This is a genomic window from Hymenobacter cyanobacteriorum (assembly GCF_022631375.1).
GTDB lineage: Bacteria > Bacteroidota > Bacteroidia > Cytophagales > Hymenobacteraceae > Hymenobacter > Hymenobacter cyanobacteriorum.
In genome coordinates, this window is record NZ_JALBGC010000007.1 from 1 (window position 1) to 13444 (window position 13444).

Here is a 13444-nt window from a genome sequence, read left to right on the forward strand (position 1 = left end):
AACAGGGCACGCTTTCTTTTGAGCAACGTCGAGGCCGCAGCTTCGCGTTTAGTTAAACGTGGTGACCCTGCTTCCTGCTCCGGCTACCTTTCGCAGAAAGGCATGACAATCATACGAGTTAAAAGGCCCGCCGGAATTATCCTGGCGGGCCTTTTAACTTTTAATTCTCAACTTTTAACTTATTTCAATTGCGATTTTACCGTGAAATTGCGGGCCACGGTGAAGCCGAAATAGATGTCGCCGTTGAAGAAGTTGCCGGTGGTTTGGGGCACGAAGAATTTCTCCGACATGCCTTTGGCGTTGGTGAAGTGGAGCTGGAAGACGTGGCCGCCGGTTTCGATGTCGACGCCCACGCCGAGGGCGTTGTGGAAATTGTCGGCCACGTAGCCGGGCAGCAGGTAGAAGTAGTCGGCCGTGAGGGCAATGCGCTTGGTGAGCTTCTGGCGCAGGCCCGCGCCGACGGAATACACGTCGTTCTGCATACCGGCCAGCGGCGTGTAGTTGCGGTGGATGAGCGTGGGCATGAGCTGCACCGACAAGCCGGGGCTGAACTTGCGCGCAATGAGCACCTGGTAGGCATAGTCGACCCGCGAGGCGGTGCTGCGCTCGGGCACGTTGGTGGCCTGCGTGAACTTGAGCGTGGTGATGGCCGACGAGGCCAGCAGCGTTACCGTAACCGGCATGGCGTGCGCGCCGGTGGTTTGCTGCAGGGCCTTGTATTTCACGAAGCCGTCAAACGTTTTCTCGATGTTGGTGCGGCCGATGCCTACCGCCAGCCGGTTGGTAATGCCGTATTCGAAGCTGAGGCGCAACACGGCCTGGTCGAGCCCGAAAAACTCGTAAGCGCCGCTGTTCAGCGTGCCGAAACGGTGCTGAATGAGAAAGGCCAGCGTGCCCGCGCCAGGCGTTTCAACCGACTGCGCGTTGATGATGTGCGTGCCTTTGAACGTGGCCGCCACTACTTCGCGGCGGGTCGAGTCGGCGGTTTGCTTTTCGAGCTCGCCCAGCAAGTCGGTTTGGGCATGAGCGGCCGGCGCGAAACCCAGCACTGCCACCAGCGTGCCAGTGGCAATAAACAGTGTGCGTAGAGAAGAAAGCATAAGCGGGAGTGGAAATAACGGATAGTAGGAAAGCGCAATCAGTGGCTGGCGGCCGGGGCCACGCCCACGGCGCCAGCGGCGGGCGGGCAGTTCAGCTCGACGTGCACGCTGATGATTTTGGCGATGTTGTTGCGCACCAGCAGCGGAATCTCAATGTTGTAGTCGGCCGAGGCCACCGGGAACGTGGCCTGCGCCAGCAGCTGCCCGCCGCGCAGCTCCACCGTGGCCGGCACCCGGATGCGGTGCGTCACGCCGTGCAGGGTGAGGTCGCCTTCTACCTGCGCCGGGTGCGCGCCGGCGGTGGCCAGCTGGCCCGCATCGAACCCCACAAAATGGCCCGCAAACGTGGCTTTGGGGTATTTGTCCGATTCCATATAATTCTCATTGAAATGCTCCTGCATGAGCGTGCGTTTAAACACGAAGCCCTTGATGGGCACGCTGAACGCCAGCTGGCCGTTGCTGAAATCGAGCATGGCCGCCACCTGCTGGTTGCGGGCTTCGATGTCCTCAATCGGGCTGGCCGAGAAGAAGCTCACCAGGCCGGTTTTGGTGAGGTAGCGGCCTTGGGCGAGGGCTGGAGCAACGTCGCGCAGAAGCAGGAGGAGCAGCAGCAGAAAAAACAGTCGTTTCATAGCGGGGGCGGAGAACAAGGGTGATGCCGGCCGGTGGCGGCGGCCCGACGCAATTATTGAGGCTTGCCCAGCGCATACCAGGCTTCGAGGCGCTGGATGTCGCAGTCCGACAGCTTGCCGCCATCCTGGGGCATGAAGGGGTGGTTGGGCTCGTGGCGCACGCTGCCCAGCAGGCTGGCCTGCGGAAAGTTGCTGAGGTTGGCGTAGGTGCTGAAGTTGATGCTACCGCCTTGGGTGGCTGCCACGGTGCTGCCGTGGCAGCGCAGGCAATTGGCGGCGATGATGGGCGCAATCACGCTCTGGTAGGTAACGGTTTCGTGGGCCACGTCGCAGGCCGGGGCCGGGTCGCCGTGCGAATAGGTGCAGCCGGCGGCTGCCCCAAGCAGCGCGATGGCCGCACCCAGCAGCGTCCGCCGCCACGGGGCCAAATCGAAAAATGAAGGAGTTGCAAGCATAAAAAGGAGAAGGCTGAAGGCAGAAAAATTCCAGGCCGCCGCCCGAACGCGCCGGCACTAAGTCAGTGAAAAAGCGGGGTAGTTTCAGAAGCCGTATTTCAGGCCGAAGTAGAAGCCCGCGCTGAGCAGCTTTACCTTGCCCGCGCCCACGCCGGCCAGCGGCACTTTCACGTAGGGCTCGGCCTGCAGGCGCCAGTGCGTGCCCAGGCCGTATTCGTAGCCGGCCGAAAGGTTGAGGACACTGAACAGGTGGCGGTTGGCATTAACCAGGCCCGGCATTTCCCAGAGTTTGTAGGTGCCGCCGTCGAGGTAATCGTAGCGGTAGTTTTCGCGCTGCATGAAGAAAGACGACAGGCCGGCCGTGCCAAACCACCGGGCATGGGCCTGCACCACGGCATCGTAGCGCAGGTTCAGGGGCACGTCGAGCACGGTGCATTCACCTTCTACCCAGCTAAAATCGCGGGTTTGCGCCCGGGGGTAGTTGGTCCAGTCGTAGTCTTCGCGGCGGGCGTAGTATTCTTTGGTCGAGCGTTGCACGCCCGTGGCCAGGCGCCAGCGCTGGCCCAGGCGGTACTCCAGCGTCAGGCCCAGGTTGAGGCGGGGGGCTTGCACGTCGACAAATTTCACGGTGCTCACATCGGGTGCAGCCACCACGCCCACGTAAAGGCGCGGCTGGCGCACCACGGCGGGCAGTGGTTCAGCTGTCAGCTCCGTGAGGGCCAGCGGCGCCGGCACGGCTTCAGTGGGTGATACTCGGGGGGCGGCGATTACCAAAGCTGCCATAGGCGCCAGAGTGCCCGCTGCAGTAGGTTCCGGCAAAGCAGCAGTGGCATCGGTTGGGCTCGTTGCTAAGCTATTTCCCATTTCGGAAGCAACTGCCAAACGGCGGGCGGCAGGCGCATCGCCCGCCGCGCCGGGGCCGTGCGAGGCAGCATCTGCAACTGCCACCTCGCTGGCCACCCGGGACGGGGCGACCATTGGACTGCCAGCAGAAAGGCCGGCTGTTTCCGGGCTGTTGCCACGTTCGGGGCGCACGGGCACTGAAGCGCTTGCCTTCGTTTTAGCCACCGGAGCAGCACCCGCCAGCGCGCGGGTGGCGGCTTTTTGCGTTGCTTTTCCGCTCGCCGAAGCGCTTGCCGATTGGTCGTCGGTAGAGTTGATGCGCACCGCAGAGCCGTTCCCTGACATTGCCCGCCGGCCCTCGGCCGGGTAGGTGCGAGTGGCTGTGGCCCGGTGCCGGCTCGGGGTTAATGCTAATTCCAGTGGCAGGTGTCGTCCGCGACCAGCTACTGCGGGAGCGGGCATAACGGTAGCAACTGTGGCAGTAGCGGTTGCCGGTGATGCTGCTGGAGTAGCGGGGGGGCCAGCCGCTTCGGTGGCCAGGCGTGGCGTGGTGGCTGCCAGGCTGCCGGTGCTGAGTTGGGTAGCCGGTGCATGTGTGCCGTTTGCCTTACCAACTGCCAAGTGCTTAAGACGCTTTGTATCGGCTGGGTTACGAGCGGGCAAAACTGTCGAAACCTCGGTTTGCGCTTTGGCATTTGCCGAAGCCGCTTCGCTGGCCGGCCACAGCGACCAGCCCAGGCCCACCAGCGCCACCACGGCCACTTCGGCCGCGAAAAACTGCCACAGCCGGCGGCGCACGGCCCGGTCAATCACGGCCTGGTCCAGTCCGGCCTCCAGCTTCAGCCAGGCGTCGAGCGGGAAGGGCGTGGGCTCGGGCTCGGCGGGGGCGAGGCGGCGAAACGCGTTATCAATATCGTTATCAGACCACATAGCGGATTTTCTCTAGCATCGAGCACTGGGCCAGCATGTTGCGCAAATGGGCCCGCGCTTTGAATAAGTTGGATTTGGAAGTGCCTTCGGAGATGTGCAGCTGCGCGGCAATTTCCTCATGGCTGAAGCCGTCAATCACGCTCAGGTTGAACACCGTGCGGTAGGCCGGGGGCAGGCGCTGCACCAGGGCCAGCAGCTCGTCGTAGCTCAGCGAATCGAGCGGGGTGGCGTCGTGGGCGGCCTGGTTCAGGGTGGCGTCGTCGAGCTCCTGCTGGTGCTGGTGCCGCTCGTTGGCGCGGTAGTGGTCGATGGCGGTGTGCACCATGATGCGCTTGAGCCAGCCCCGGAACGAGCCCAGCACATCGTCCGGGTGGCGGGTATCATCAAAGCGGCCGAGGTCGCGGAATACTTTCAGGAAGCCGTCGTTGGCGGCTTCCATGGCCTGGTCGCGGTCGCGGGCGTAGCGCTGGCACACGCTCAGCGCCAGGCCGTGGAACTGGGCGTAGAGGCGGCGCTGCGCCACCCGCTCCTGCCGGCGGCAGGCCGCCAGCAGCTCGGCAAACCGGGCAGATGCAGAATCAGGTGGGGAAAGGTGCAGCATAGAAACGGGAAGAGCAACGGCTTCTGTTCACCACTCGGAAGATACTGAAAAAGGGTTGCCTGCGCGTCATAATTGAGTTGTTGGACAAGCAAGTATGGCAGGTAATTATACTAGCTTTGAGTTTGTAAACCACCCAAGTACGAACCGTGAATAAGAAGCTTGGAGCGCACTCTTACAAGAATTGCAAACTGATTCTACCATGAAACACGCGTTACTCTTCGCCACTATGCTGCTCCCTGCTTTGCCCGGCTGGGCGCAGGCCCCTACCATCAGCACGCTCAGCCCGGCCCGCAATGCGCTGGCCGTGGCGCGCACTGCCCCGGTGCAGGTCACGCTGTCGCAGCCGGTGGGCGCAAGCAGTGGTGCGTTGCGGGTATTCAGTGCGTTGCGCGGCGGCCGACTGGCGGGCACCTCTACAACCAGTGGCAACGCCCTCGTTTTTGCGCCCGCGCAGGCTTTTCAGCCCGGCGAAGTGGTTTCGGTAACGGTGCCCACGACGGTACAAAGCAGCGCGGGAACTCCGCTGGCCGCCCCGCATGTGTTTCAGTTCACTACTGCCGCCTCGGGCGGCACGGGCACTTTCGGCAATGGTGGCGTTATTCCCACCTTCACCCCGGACCAGCGCACCGCCGTGGGCGATGTGGACGGTGACGGTGACCTTGACCTGCTGGTGGTGGAAGCCCGTTTCAACCCAGTGGTGCTGGGGGTCCGGCTCAACAACGGAAGCGGCCTGTACACGGTAGGCTCCAGCTTCACGGTGAGCTATTTACCATCTGACCTCGACCTGGCCGACCTGGACGGCGACGGCGACCTCGACCTATTCATCAGCAGCGACGGCTCCGCTGCGAGCGTGCGCCTGAATAACGGGCAGGGCGTTTTCGGTGCGGGCATCGCCGTAGCCGTAAACGCTTACCAGGCCGTTGCCGCCGACCTCGACGGCGATGGCGACCTCGACCTGGCGGCGACCTCTGCCGGCGGGGGAATACCCGGCAACCTGAGCGTGGCAATGAACGGCGGCACCGGAAGTTTTGGCGCGGCCACGGTGGTGAATGCGGGCGGAGCCTCGAAAGCTGTGGCCGTGGCCGACGTGGATGGGGACGGCGACCTGGACCTGCTCTCCGACGACTATTTTTCCTCGGCCGTATCCGTCCGCCTCAACAATGGAAGCGGGGGATTTGGCACGGTCATTCTGGCCCCGGTGGCCGGCTACCCTTACATTGGGCGGGTGCAGGACCTGGCGGTGGGCGACGTGGACGGCGACGGCGACCCCGACCTGGCGGTGATTTATGACAACGCCTCCAACGTCATCATCTGCCGCAGCAACGGGCCCAGCGGCTTTGGCAACAATGCCACAATAGCCGTTGGGTACCGTCCACAGAGCATCGGCCTGGCCGACCTGGACGGCGACGGCGACCTGGACCTGGCGGTGGCCAATGGCCAGGACGCGACGATGGACATCCGTATGAACAACGGAACCGGCACCTTTGCCGGTGGTGCCACGCTGCCCATTGCCAACAGCACGCAGCAAGTGAAAGCCGGCGACGTGGACGGCGACGGCGACCTCGACCTGCTCGTAGCCAGCAGCAGTGGCATTCAGGAGCTGCTGAACGTCAATAGCCTCACGCCCGGCCCCGCGCTGGCCGTTACCGCCCTGGCCCCTGTCCGCAACCTGCGCAACGCGCCCCGCGCCAGCAACGTGGCCCTCACCTTCAACCAGCCGTTGGGCAACACGGCCGCCATTCGGGCCGGGCTGAGTGTGAGCAGCAGCCAGCGCGGCGGGCGGCTGGCAGGCCAAACCACCGTCAGCGGTAGCACGCTTACCTTCGACCCAGCCCTTGACTTTATCCCGGGCGAGCAGCTATCGGTAAGCGTCACGCGGGCCGTGCGGAGCAGTACTGCCGCGCCGGCCCAACCTCACGTCTATCAGTTCACGGCGGCGGTGGGGGGCGGCACGGGGGTGTTCGGGGGCACCGGCCAGCTGCCGAGCGTTACGGCAGCTCCCCTTGCCGTCGACTTCGATAACGACGGGGACCTGGACCTGGTGAATGGCACGAGCGTAAGCATCAACAACGGCGGTGCTACTTTCAGCGCCAGCCGCTCCTTCGCCAGTAATCCCTACACAATTGGAAAAGTAGCCATGGTCGACTTAGACGCTGATGGCGACCTTGATTTGGTTTCCAGCAGCACCTACGACCTGCCAACCAGCGGGGGCTTTGGTTTAATTGGCTCCAATATCAACAATGGCAACGGGACTTTTGCCCCGCTCCAGTTCGCCCGGATGGGTGCTTTTGCCGCGGGTTTGGCCGTAGGCGATGTCGACGGCGACGGCGACCCCGATGCCGTAGCGGGCTACGACTACACCAAGGTAGGCGTGGTGCTGAACGCCGGCAACGGCACGTTTGGCAGCCTGGGCACGCGGGAAGTGGGAATCCGCTCCAGCCAGGTGCTGCTGGCCGATATGGACGGCGACGGCGACCTCGACCTCGTCGCCACCAACGGCACCGCCATCATCATCAGCCGCAACGACGGGTACGGCACGTTTGATGCCCCCACTACCGTGGCCACCAGCAACGCGGGCACGCTGGCGGCCGTGGATGCGGATGGCGACGGCGACCTCGACCTGCTCGCTGCCGATGGCCAGGACCTGAGCGTGCGCCTGAACAACGGCAACGCCACTTTCGGCAGCCGCGCGGCGCTTGCGCTGGTGAGCAACGGCGGGGTGCTCACGTTTCAGAACCTGCTGGTGGGCGACGTCGACGGCGACGGCGATATTGACGCGGTGGTGGCCCGGGCCGGCGTGGGCAACGTTGGGTCGTATTCGGCCGTGATGAGCGTGTGCCTCAACGACAGCGCGGGTAATTTTGGCCGGGGCTCCGATTTAGTGCTCGGCACCAACGTAACCTGGCCGGCCCCCGCGCTATTGGCCGACCTGGATGGCGACGGCGACCTCGACCTGCTCGCCTCGCAGTGGTCAGGCTCGATGCTTCTGCGGCTTAACCAGGGCACGCCCACCAGCCGCCGGACCGGTGCGGGCACCGGGGCACAGCTGGCGGTGTATCCCAATCCGGCCCACGAGTCGCTTACCGTGCAGCTGCGGGGGGCTACGACCCTGCCAGCAACGCCACTCGAACTGGTGAACTCGCTCGGGCAGGTCGTGGCCCAGCCGATGCTGAATCCTAACAGCCAAACCGCCGAGGTGGTCCTGCCGATAGGGCAGCTGGCTCCCGGCCTATACCTCGTGCGGCTCAGAACCAATGTCGGCGTGCTTTCCAAACAAGTTGTTGTCTACTAGTGGCCATAATAGACAAGTCACGGGATTCCGCACAACGATATCGGTGCAGTATGATGAGCATAAAAAAAGCCGCCCTCGGGGCGGCTTTTTTTATGCTGGTTTCCTGACCTGGAGCCGAATAAAGTCGGCTGCAAAATCAGTGAAATCCGGTAACGCAGTCTAGACGGTCGTCGTGCTCAGCTTGGGCGCGTCGCCGGGCAGGCCGCTCACGTCCTCGCCGGCAGCGAGGCGCTCGCGCTCCTCTTTTTTGCCGTAGGTGTCGAGGATAATCGGGGTGGCAATGAACAGCGACGAGTAGGTGCCGAAAATCACGCCGATAATCATCGCGAACGAGAACGAACGCAGCGTTTCACCGCCGAAAATGTACATCACGAGCACTACCAGGAACACGGTGGTGAACGTAATCATCGTGCGCGAGAAGGTCGAGTTCAAGGCCGGGTTCACCACTTGGGCGAAGGTCAGCTTGGGGTTCTCGCGCAGGTACTCGCGAATCCGGTCGTAGATAACCACCGTGTCGTTCATCGAGAAGCCGATAACCGTGAGCAGGGCGGCCACGAAAATCTGGTCCATCTCGTAGTTCAAGCCGAAGAGGCGGGCAATCGGGAAGGCCGCAATCACGAGCAGCGCATCGTGGAACAGCGCGACCACGGCGGCCATCGAGTACTGCCAGCGCTCGAAGCGGAACAGCACGTAGATGAAGATGCCCAGCAGCGTGAGGCCCAGCGAGAGCACCGAAGTGCGCTTGATGTCGTCGGCGATGGTAGCCCCTACTTTCGAAGTCGACTTGATAACCGGCGCATCGGCGCTGTAGGCTTGCAGGCCCTGGTTCAGGGCGGCTACTACCTTGCCATCGGCGGCGGGGCTTTCATCCTCGGCCAGGTAGCCGGTGGTGATGCGCAGGCGGTCGGGCGAACCGTACTGCTTCACTTCGAGGCCGGCACCCTGGAACGCGGGACGGATTTTATCGGCCACGTCCGAAGCCACCATCGTTTTGTTGAAGTCAACCACGTAGGCGCGGCCACCTTTGAAGTCCACACCCAGGTTCGGGCCACCCTGCGCGAACATCAGGCCGAAGCCCACGAGGATGAACACGGCCGAGAACGTGTAGGCCAGCTTGCGCTTGCCCACGATGTCGAAGTTCAGGTTCTTGAACAGGTTGCGCGAGAGCGAAGTGCTGAAGGTCATCGGGTGGTTCTCGTTGCCCTTCACCATCCACTCGATGATGAGGCGCGACACGAACACGGCCGACAGGAACGAAGTCAGTACCCCGATACCGAGCGTGATGGCGAAGCTCTGTACCGGGCCGGTGCCGAAGAAGCCGAGAATCACGGCAATCAGCATGGTCGTCACGTTCGAGTCGAAGATGGCCGAGAAGGCGCGCGAGTAGCCTTTGTTGATGGCATCCATCAGGCCGAGGCCGTGGTCGAGTTCCTCACGGATTCGCTCGAAAATCAGTACGTTGGCATCTACCGAAGTACCCATCACCAGAATCAGACCGGCGATGCCGGGCAGCGTGAGGGCGGTGCCGAACTGGGCAAGCACGCCCAAAATCAGGAAGATGTTGAAGAGCAGGGCGATGTCGGCTACGATACCGGCGCGGCCATAATAGAAGGCCATGAAGAGCATGATAATCACCACGCCGGCCAGCGACGAGTACAGGCCCTGGTTAATGGCTTCCTGACCCAGCGACGGGCCCACTACGGCTTCTTCCACAATGCGGGTAGGAGCGGGCAGCTTACCGGCTTTCAGCTGGTTGGCCAAATCCTGGGTGTCTTCGATGGCGAAGCTGCCCGTGATGCTGGTGCCGCCACCCGTGATTTCGCCCTGCACTACCGGGGCCGAGCACACGTAGTCGTCGAGCACCATGGCTACCTGCTTGCCGATGTTGGCGGCCGTCATTTTAGCCCACTTGCGCGAGCCGGCGGGGGTCATGTTCATCAGCACTTCGGGCTGGCCGGTCTGGCCAATGTCGGCGCGGGCGTCGCTTACTACTTCGCCGCTCATGGGGGGCACGCCGTCGCGGGTTTTGCGCACCGGAATCAGCTCCAGGTATTCCTGCTTGTCGATGGTAGTAGGCTTCAGGCTCCAGAGCAGGGCCAGGGTGGAGGGCAGCGTAGCCTTGGCTTCGGGCGAGCGCAGGATGCTGTTCATGCGGGCCGTGTCGCGCAGGTTCACGCCGAGGCGGCCGGGCATGGTGAAGAGCTTGGCCAGCACGCCGCCCTGGTTGGCGGTGGCCGTCGAATCAGCCGCGCCTTTGCCGGCTTTGGCTTTCTTGGCGAGCTGGGCAGCCAGCGAGGTCGTGTCGCCTTTGGCGGCAGCAGCAGCCGTGGTGTCGGCCAAGTTCACGGTCGCAACGGGAGTCGATTTGGCAGCGGCATCCTTGGCTTGCAGCTGCTTGTCGAGAGCTACCAGGTAGGGGCCGATTTCGTTCTGGTTCCATACTTCCCAGAACTCGAGCTTGGCCTGGCCTTGCAGCAGCTTGCGCACGCGGTCGGGGTTGTCCACACCGGGCAGCTCAATCTGGAGGCGGCCGGTGCCCTTCACGCGCTGAATGCTGGGCTGGTTCACGCCGAACTTGTCGACGCGGGTGCGCAGGATGTTGAACGAGCGGTCGATGGCCTCTTCCACTTCCTTATCGATGGCCGACAGCACCTTCTCGTTGGTCGAGTTGATGGTGATGTTGCGGCTCTTGTTGGTCGAGTTGGCGAAGATGCGGGCCAGCGGCTGGCCGTTCGAGGTCTGCTGGTAAGCCTGGGCAAACAGCGTGGTGAAGGGCGTGGTCGGGGCCGCCTTCTGGGCATCCTGGGCCTGGGCCAGCGCCTTGTTGAAGGCGGGGTCCTTGCTGTTGCCGCTCATGGCGCGCACGATTTCCACCGGCGATACTTCCAGCGTCACGTGCATGCCGCCTTTCAGGTCAAGGCCGAGGCCAAGCTCGCTCTGCCGCACTTCGCGGTAGGTGAAGGGGCCGTATACCGGCGCGCGCCACACCGAATCGAGGTAGTGCTGGCGGGCCGCTTCGTCGAGCTTGCCGTTTCGGGTGGCGTAGGCTACCGCTTTCTGCTGCACCCCGCGCGAGACGTAGGTGAAGAACAGAAAGTAGGCGCACAGTGCGGTCACGACGAGCGTGAGGGCAATGATTAATCCTTTATTACGCATTATTAGAAGGGTTGAGTTTTGAATGTTGAGGGTTGAATTCCCGGGCCTGAAAGCAGGAATAAGCAAAGCGGAAAAGAAAAGGGTCGAGGATTGAATATGCGCCATTCGCCACTTAGCAAACGGTCATTCAACCCTCAACCCTCAAAATTCAACACTTCATTAAGGGGCTTGCGGCGACAGGGCCACGGCCAGCAGCCGCGCCCGAAATACCGCACCCATGCGAATGCCTGCCCGCAGGCGCGGCACGGCCAGCGCCAAGCGCAGCGTAGGCAGCAACAGGCCGGGCACGGCGGCCGGCAGCCAAGCTACCAGCGGCGGGGCCACAAAGTGCTTCACCGAAGAAGTGGCTTCGAGTAGTACCTTCTGTTTCACCACCGTGGCGCGGGTGAACCGCGCCTCACCCTTGCCGATGGGCCGTAGTACGCTCACCGCGCGCTGGTTCAGGCCCAGCACCAGCAGCACCGTGGCGGCGAGCAGGGCAAAGCGGAGCGAGAACCAAAAACGGGATAGCAGTGCGAACATGTTGCAGTACGGGGTCTGCAAAGATACCATTTTGGCGGGAATGGGGGCAACCCCTTATTTCAGCGCCTCAAACGACCACTGCGCATCGGCCCAGAACGCATCCAGGGCAATGAGCCGGGGCTTGAAAAACGAAATCAGCCGGGGCCAGTCGTCGCGGCTGAACAGGTTGACGGGGGCCAGGTCGGTGTAAATGCGGCTCAGCTGCTCCCCGTTGGCATTGGTGTAGTCCGCCTCCCAGGTCCATTCCTCGCCCAGGGTTTCGTGCAGCAGCGTGCGCAGCTCCAGAAACTGCTCCCAGAACAGCTCCCGAATACCCGCGTCGGGGTGCGTGAGCTCGATGCCGATGCTGGCCCGCGCCTTGTCGGCCTGCATCCGGAAATACACGTTTTTGAGCCCCGTCTTGTAGTTTATCCAGTTGGTGGTGTCGCCCTCGGCCGAGGGCACCGGGGCCATGTACTGCCCAAACGCCGTCCAGAAAGCCTGGCGCAGTTGGGTCACTTCCGCTTTGCTATACATTGGGTTAATTATGAATTAAAAATTATGAGTTATGAATTCGGAGAAAGGCCATTCGGGTCAATTCATAATTCATAATTCAAAACTCATAATTACAACGGAGTGGCCCACCAGCCAGCTTCGTTGTTCTGGATGGCCACGCCGCCGGCGTTGTGGTAGTATTCCTCCACGCACTCCTTGAAGCCCTCGTTTTTGGTGCTGGCGAAGCACACGGCGTGGTCGGCGGCGGGCAGCGGGCCGGTGTGCACCGTGAATACGCTGCCGCGCTCGGCTTTGGTGATGATGAGGTAGCTCTCCTGGTTCAGCTTGTCTAGCGTGGCATCGAGGGTGACTTCATAGGCTTTGTCGGGCGTTACCACGGCGCGCAGGGCCGCATTGCTGGCCGGATGCTGCAGTACCCCGGCCTGGCCGTTTTTGTCGCAGCCGGCCAGTGCCAGCAACCCGGGAAACAGTGCAAGAGCGATACAGCGAGTAGCGGAGCGTTTCATAACAGCAAGGAATGAATGATGACTAAATCCGGGCCTTCTACGGCTACCACTGGCCCCGAGGACCACCGGCGCAACCGAAATCAGGTCGAAGATAATTCCTTTTGAACGATAGAGTGCTGAAATTTCTCAAAAAAATTCCAACTCGCCGCATCGGCCCCGTTACTTCGCTCTGTGGCTACTTTGCCGGCTGCTCATCGGTCGGGGCACCAATGCGGGCCTTCAGGTAGCCCACCAGCACCTCCAGGCCGCGCTCGAAGTGGCGGTTGTTGGGGATGACAATGTCGGCGTAGTGCTTGTACGGGGCAATAAACTGCTCGTAAGTCGGCGCTACGTGGTGCGTGTAGCGGTAGAGCACGTCGGCCAGGTCGTAGCCCCGCTCGTCACGGTCGCGGATGATGCGGCGGTGCAGCTTCACGTGTTCCTGCGCATCGATGTACACTTTCAGGTCGAGCAGCTTGGCGATTTCCTCAAAGTGAAACACGAAAATTCCCTCCACCACCACAATGGGCGCGGGCCGGAACACCAGCTCCTTGGGCGTCACGGCCGCGTTGTTGAAGGTGTACTCCTTGCGGCGCACCTCGTGGCCCTGGCTGATGCGCAGCACGTCATCGGCATACGCGGCCGCGTCGATGCTCGCCGGCAGGTCGAAGTTTTCGACGCCCTGGTCGTCGCGCAGCTGCTTTTCGCGCGGGTGATAGTAATTATCCTGCGAGATGAGGCAAATCTGCTCTTCCGGGAAAGCTTCCAGCAGCCGGCGCAGGAAGGTGGTTTTGCCAGAAGCACTGCCGCCGGTAATTCCAATTAAGTAGGGAGTCTGCATAACGGGCAAAGGTAGGACGCTGCGCTTAATGAAGAATTAAGAATGGAATGAAGAATTGAAATAGGACTGAAAGGCGCCAAAATTCCTCATTC

The 13444-nt window shown here is 62.3% G+C and carries 11 protein-coding genes; 1 reads left to right on the forward strand and 10 read right to left on the reverse strand.

Features of this window, described 5'->3' with window-relative positions; translation table 11 throughout:
* Window positions 1-179 precede the first annotated feature (179 nt).
* From MON38_RS21060 to MON38_RS21080, 5 genes are all read right to left on the reverse strand, one after another.
* Window positions 180-1100, reverse strand: coding sequence for a DUF5777 family beta-barrel protein (locus tag MON38_RS21060; RefSeq protein WP_241938133.1), 921 nt, complete (start codon window positions 1098-1100; stop codon window positions 180-182).
* A 38-nt stretch (window positions 1101-1138) separates the two neighbouring features.
* Window positions 1139-1732 (reverse strand): YceI family protein, encoded by a 594-nt coding sequence (locus MON38_RS21065; RefSeq protein ID WP_241938134.1) that lies wholly within the window; start codon window positions 1730-1732, stop codon window positions 1139-1141.
* A 53-nt stretch (window positions 1733-1785) separates the two neighbouring features.
* Window positions 1786-2187 (reverse strand): c-type cytochrome, encoded by a 402-nt coding sequence (locus MON38_RS21070; RefSeq protein WP_241938135.1) that lies wholly within the window; start codon window positions 2185-2187, stop codon window positions 1786-1788.
* Between the two features lie 84 nt (window positions 2188-2271).
* The gene (locus MON38_RS21075) at window positions 2272-3960 is read right to left on the reverse strand and encodes a hypothetical protein (protein WP_241938136.1); all 1689 of its coding nucleotides are present in this window, start codon (window positions 3958-3960) and stop codon (window positions 2272-2274) included.
* The gene (locus MON38_RS21080) at window positions 3950-4561 is read right to left on the reverse strand and encodes an RNA polymerase sigma factor (RefSeq protein ID WP_241938137.1); all 612 of its coding nucleotides are present in this window, start codon (window positions 4559-4561) and stop codon (window positions 3950-3952) included. The genes MON38_RS21075 and MON38_RS21080 overlap by 11 nt, the downstream gene beginning before the upstream one ends.
* A gap of 199 nt (window positions 4562-4760) precedes the next feature.
* Here MON38_RS21080 and MON38_RS21085 point away from each other — a divergent pair, with 199 nt between their 5' ends.
* Window positions 4761-7853, forward strand: a complete 3093-nt coding sequence (locus MON38_RS21085) for an FG-GAP-like repeat-containing protein (protein ID WP_241938138.1) — start codon at window positions 4761-4763, stop codon at window positions 7851-7853.
* 159 nt (window positions 7854-8012) lie between these two features.
* Here MON38_RS21085 and secDF read toward each other — a convergent pair whose 3' ends face one another.
* The 5 genes from secDF to MON38_RS21110 form a co-directional block, all read right to left on the reverse strand.
* Window positions 8013-11009, reverse strand: a complete 2997-nt coding sequence (secDF, locus tag MON38_RS21090) for a protein translocase subunit SecDF (RefSeq protein ID WP_241938139.1) — start codon at window positions 11007-11009, stop codon at window positions 8013-8015.
* A gap of 159 nt (window positions 11010-11168) precedes the next feature.
* Window positions 11169-11531: a hypothetical protein gene (locus MON38_RS21095; RefSeq protein ID WP_241938140.1), complete on the reverse strand. Its 363-nt coding sequence runs from the start codon at window positions 11529-11531 to the stop codon at window positions 11169-11171.
* A 54-nt stretch (window positions 11532-11585) separates the two neighbouring features.
* Window positions 11586-12047 carry a DUF4268 domain-containing protein gene (locus tag MON38_RS21100; RefSeq protein ID WP_241938141.1) on the reverse strand — a complete coding sequence of 154 codons (462 nt, stop codon included), beginning with the start codon at window positions 12045-12047 and terminating at the stop codon, window positions 11586-11588.
* Window positions 12048-12136: 89 nt separating this feature from the next.
* Window positions 12137-12532 carry a hypothetical protein gene (locus MON38_RS21105; RefSeq protein WP_241938142.1) on the reverse strand — a complete coding sequence of 132 codons (396 nt, stop codon included), beginning with the start codon at window positions 12530-12532 and terminating at the stop codon, window positions 12137-12139.
* A gap of 175 nt (window positions 12533-12707) precedes the next feature.
* On the reverse strand, window positions 12708-13352 hold the full coding sequence (locus MON38_RS21110) for a uridine kinase family protein (protein WP_241938143.1): 645 nt from the start codon (window positions 13350-13352) through the stop codon (window positions 12708-12710).
* Between the last annotated feature and the right edge of the window lie 92 nt (window positions 13353-13444).

What these genes read in the sequence shown, in the direction of transcription:
- MON38_RS21060 (WP_241938133.1), bottom strand. Translation starts at nt 1,100, where the DNA reads ATGCTTTCTTCTCTACGCACACTGTTTATTGCCACTGGCACGCTGGTG.
- MON38_RS21065 (WP_241938134.1), bottom strand. Translation starts at nt 1,732, where the DNA reads ATGAAACGACTGTTTTTTCTGCTGCTGCTCCTCCTGCTTCTGCGCGAC.
- MON38_RS21070 (WP_241938135.1), bottom strand. Translation starts at nt 2,187, where the DNA reads ATGCTTGCAACTCCTTCATTTTTCGATTTGGCCCCGTGGCGGCGGACG.
- MON38_RS21075 (WP_241938136.1), bottom strand. Translation starts at nt 3,960, where the DNA reads ATGTGGTCTGATAACGATATTGATAACGCGTTTCGCCGCCTCGCCCCC.
- MON38_RS21080 (WP_241938137.1), bottom strand. Translation starts at nt 4,561, where the DNA reads ATGCTGCACCTTTCCCCACCTGATTCTGCATCTGCCCGGTTTGCCGAG.
- MON38_RS21085 (WP_241938138.1), top strand. Translation starts at nt 4,761, where the DNA reads ATGAAACACGCGTTACTCTTCGCCACTATGCTGCTCCCTGCTTTGCCC.
- secDF (WP_241938139.1), bottom strand. Translation starts at nt 11,009, where the DNA reads ATGCGTAATAAAGGATTAATCATTGCCCTCACGCTCGTCGTGACCGCA.
- MON38_RS21095 (WP_241938140.1), bottom strand. Translation starts at nt 11,531, where the DNA reads ATGTTCGCACTGCTATCCCGTTTTTGGTTCTCGCTCCGCTTTGCCCTG.
- MON38_RS21100 (WP_241938141.1), bottom strand. Translation starts at nt 12,047, where the DNA reads ATGTATAGCAAAGCGGAAGTGACCCAACTGCGCCAGGCTTTCTGGACG.
- MON38_RS21105 (WP_241938142.1), bottom strand. Translation starts at nt 12,532, where the DNA reads ATGAAACGCTCCGCTACTCGCTGTATCGCTCTTGCACTGTTTCCCGGG.
- MON38_RS21110 (WP_241938143.1), bottom strand. Translation starts at nt 13,352, where the DNA reads ATGCAGACTCCCTACTTAATTGGAATTACCGGCGGCAGTGCTTCTGGC.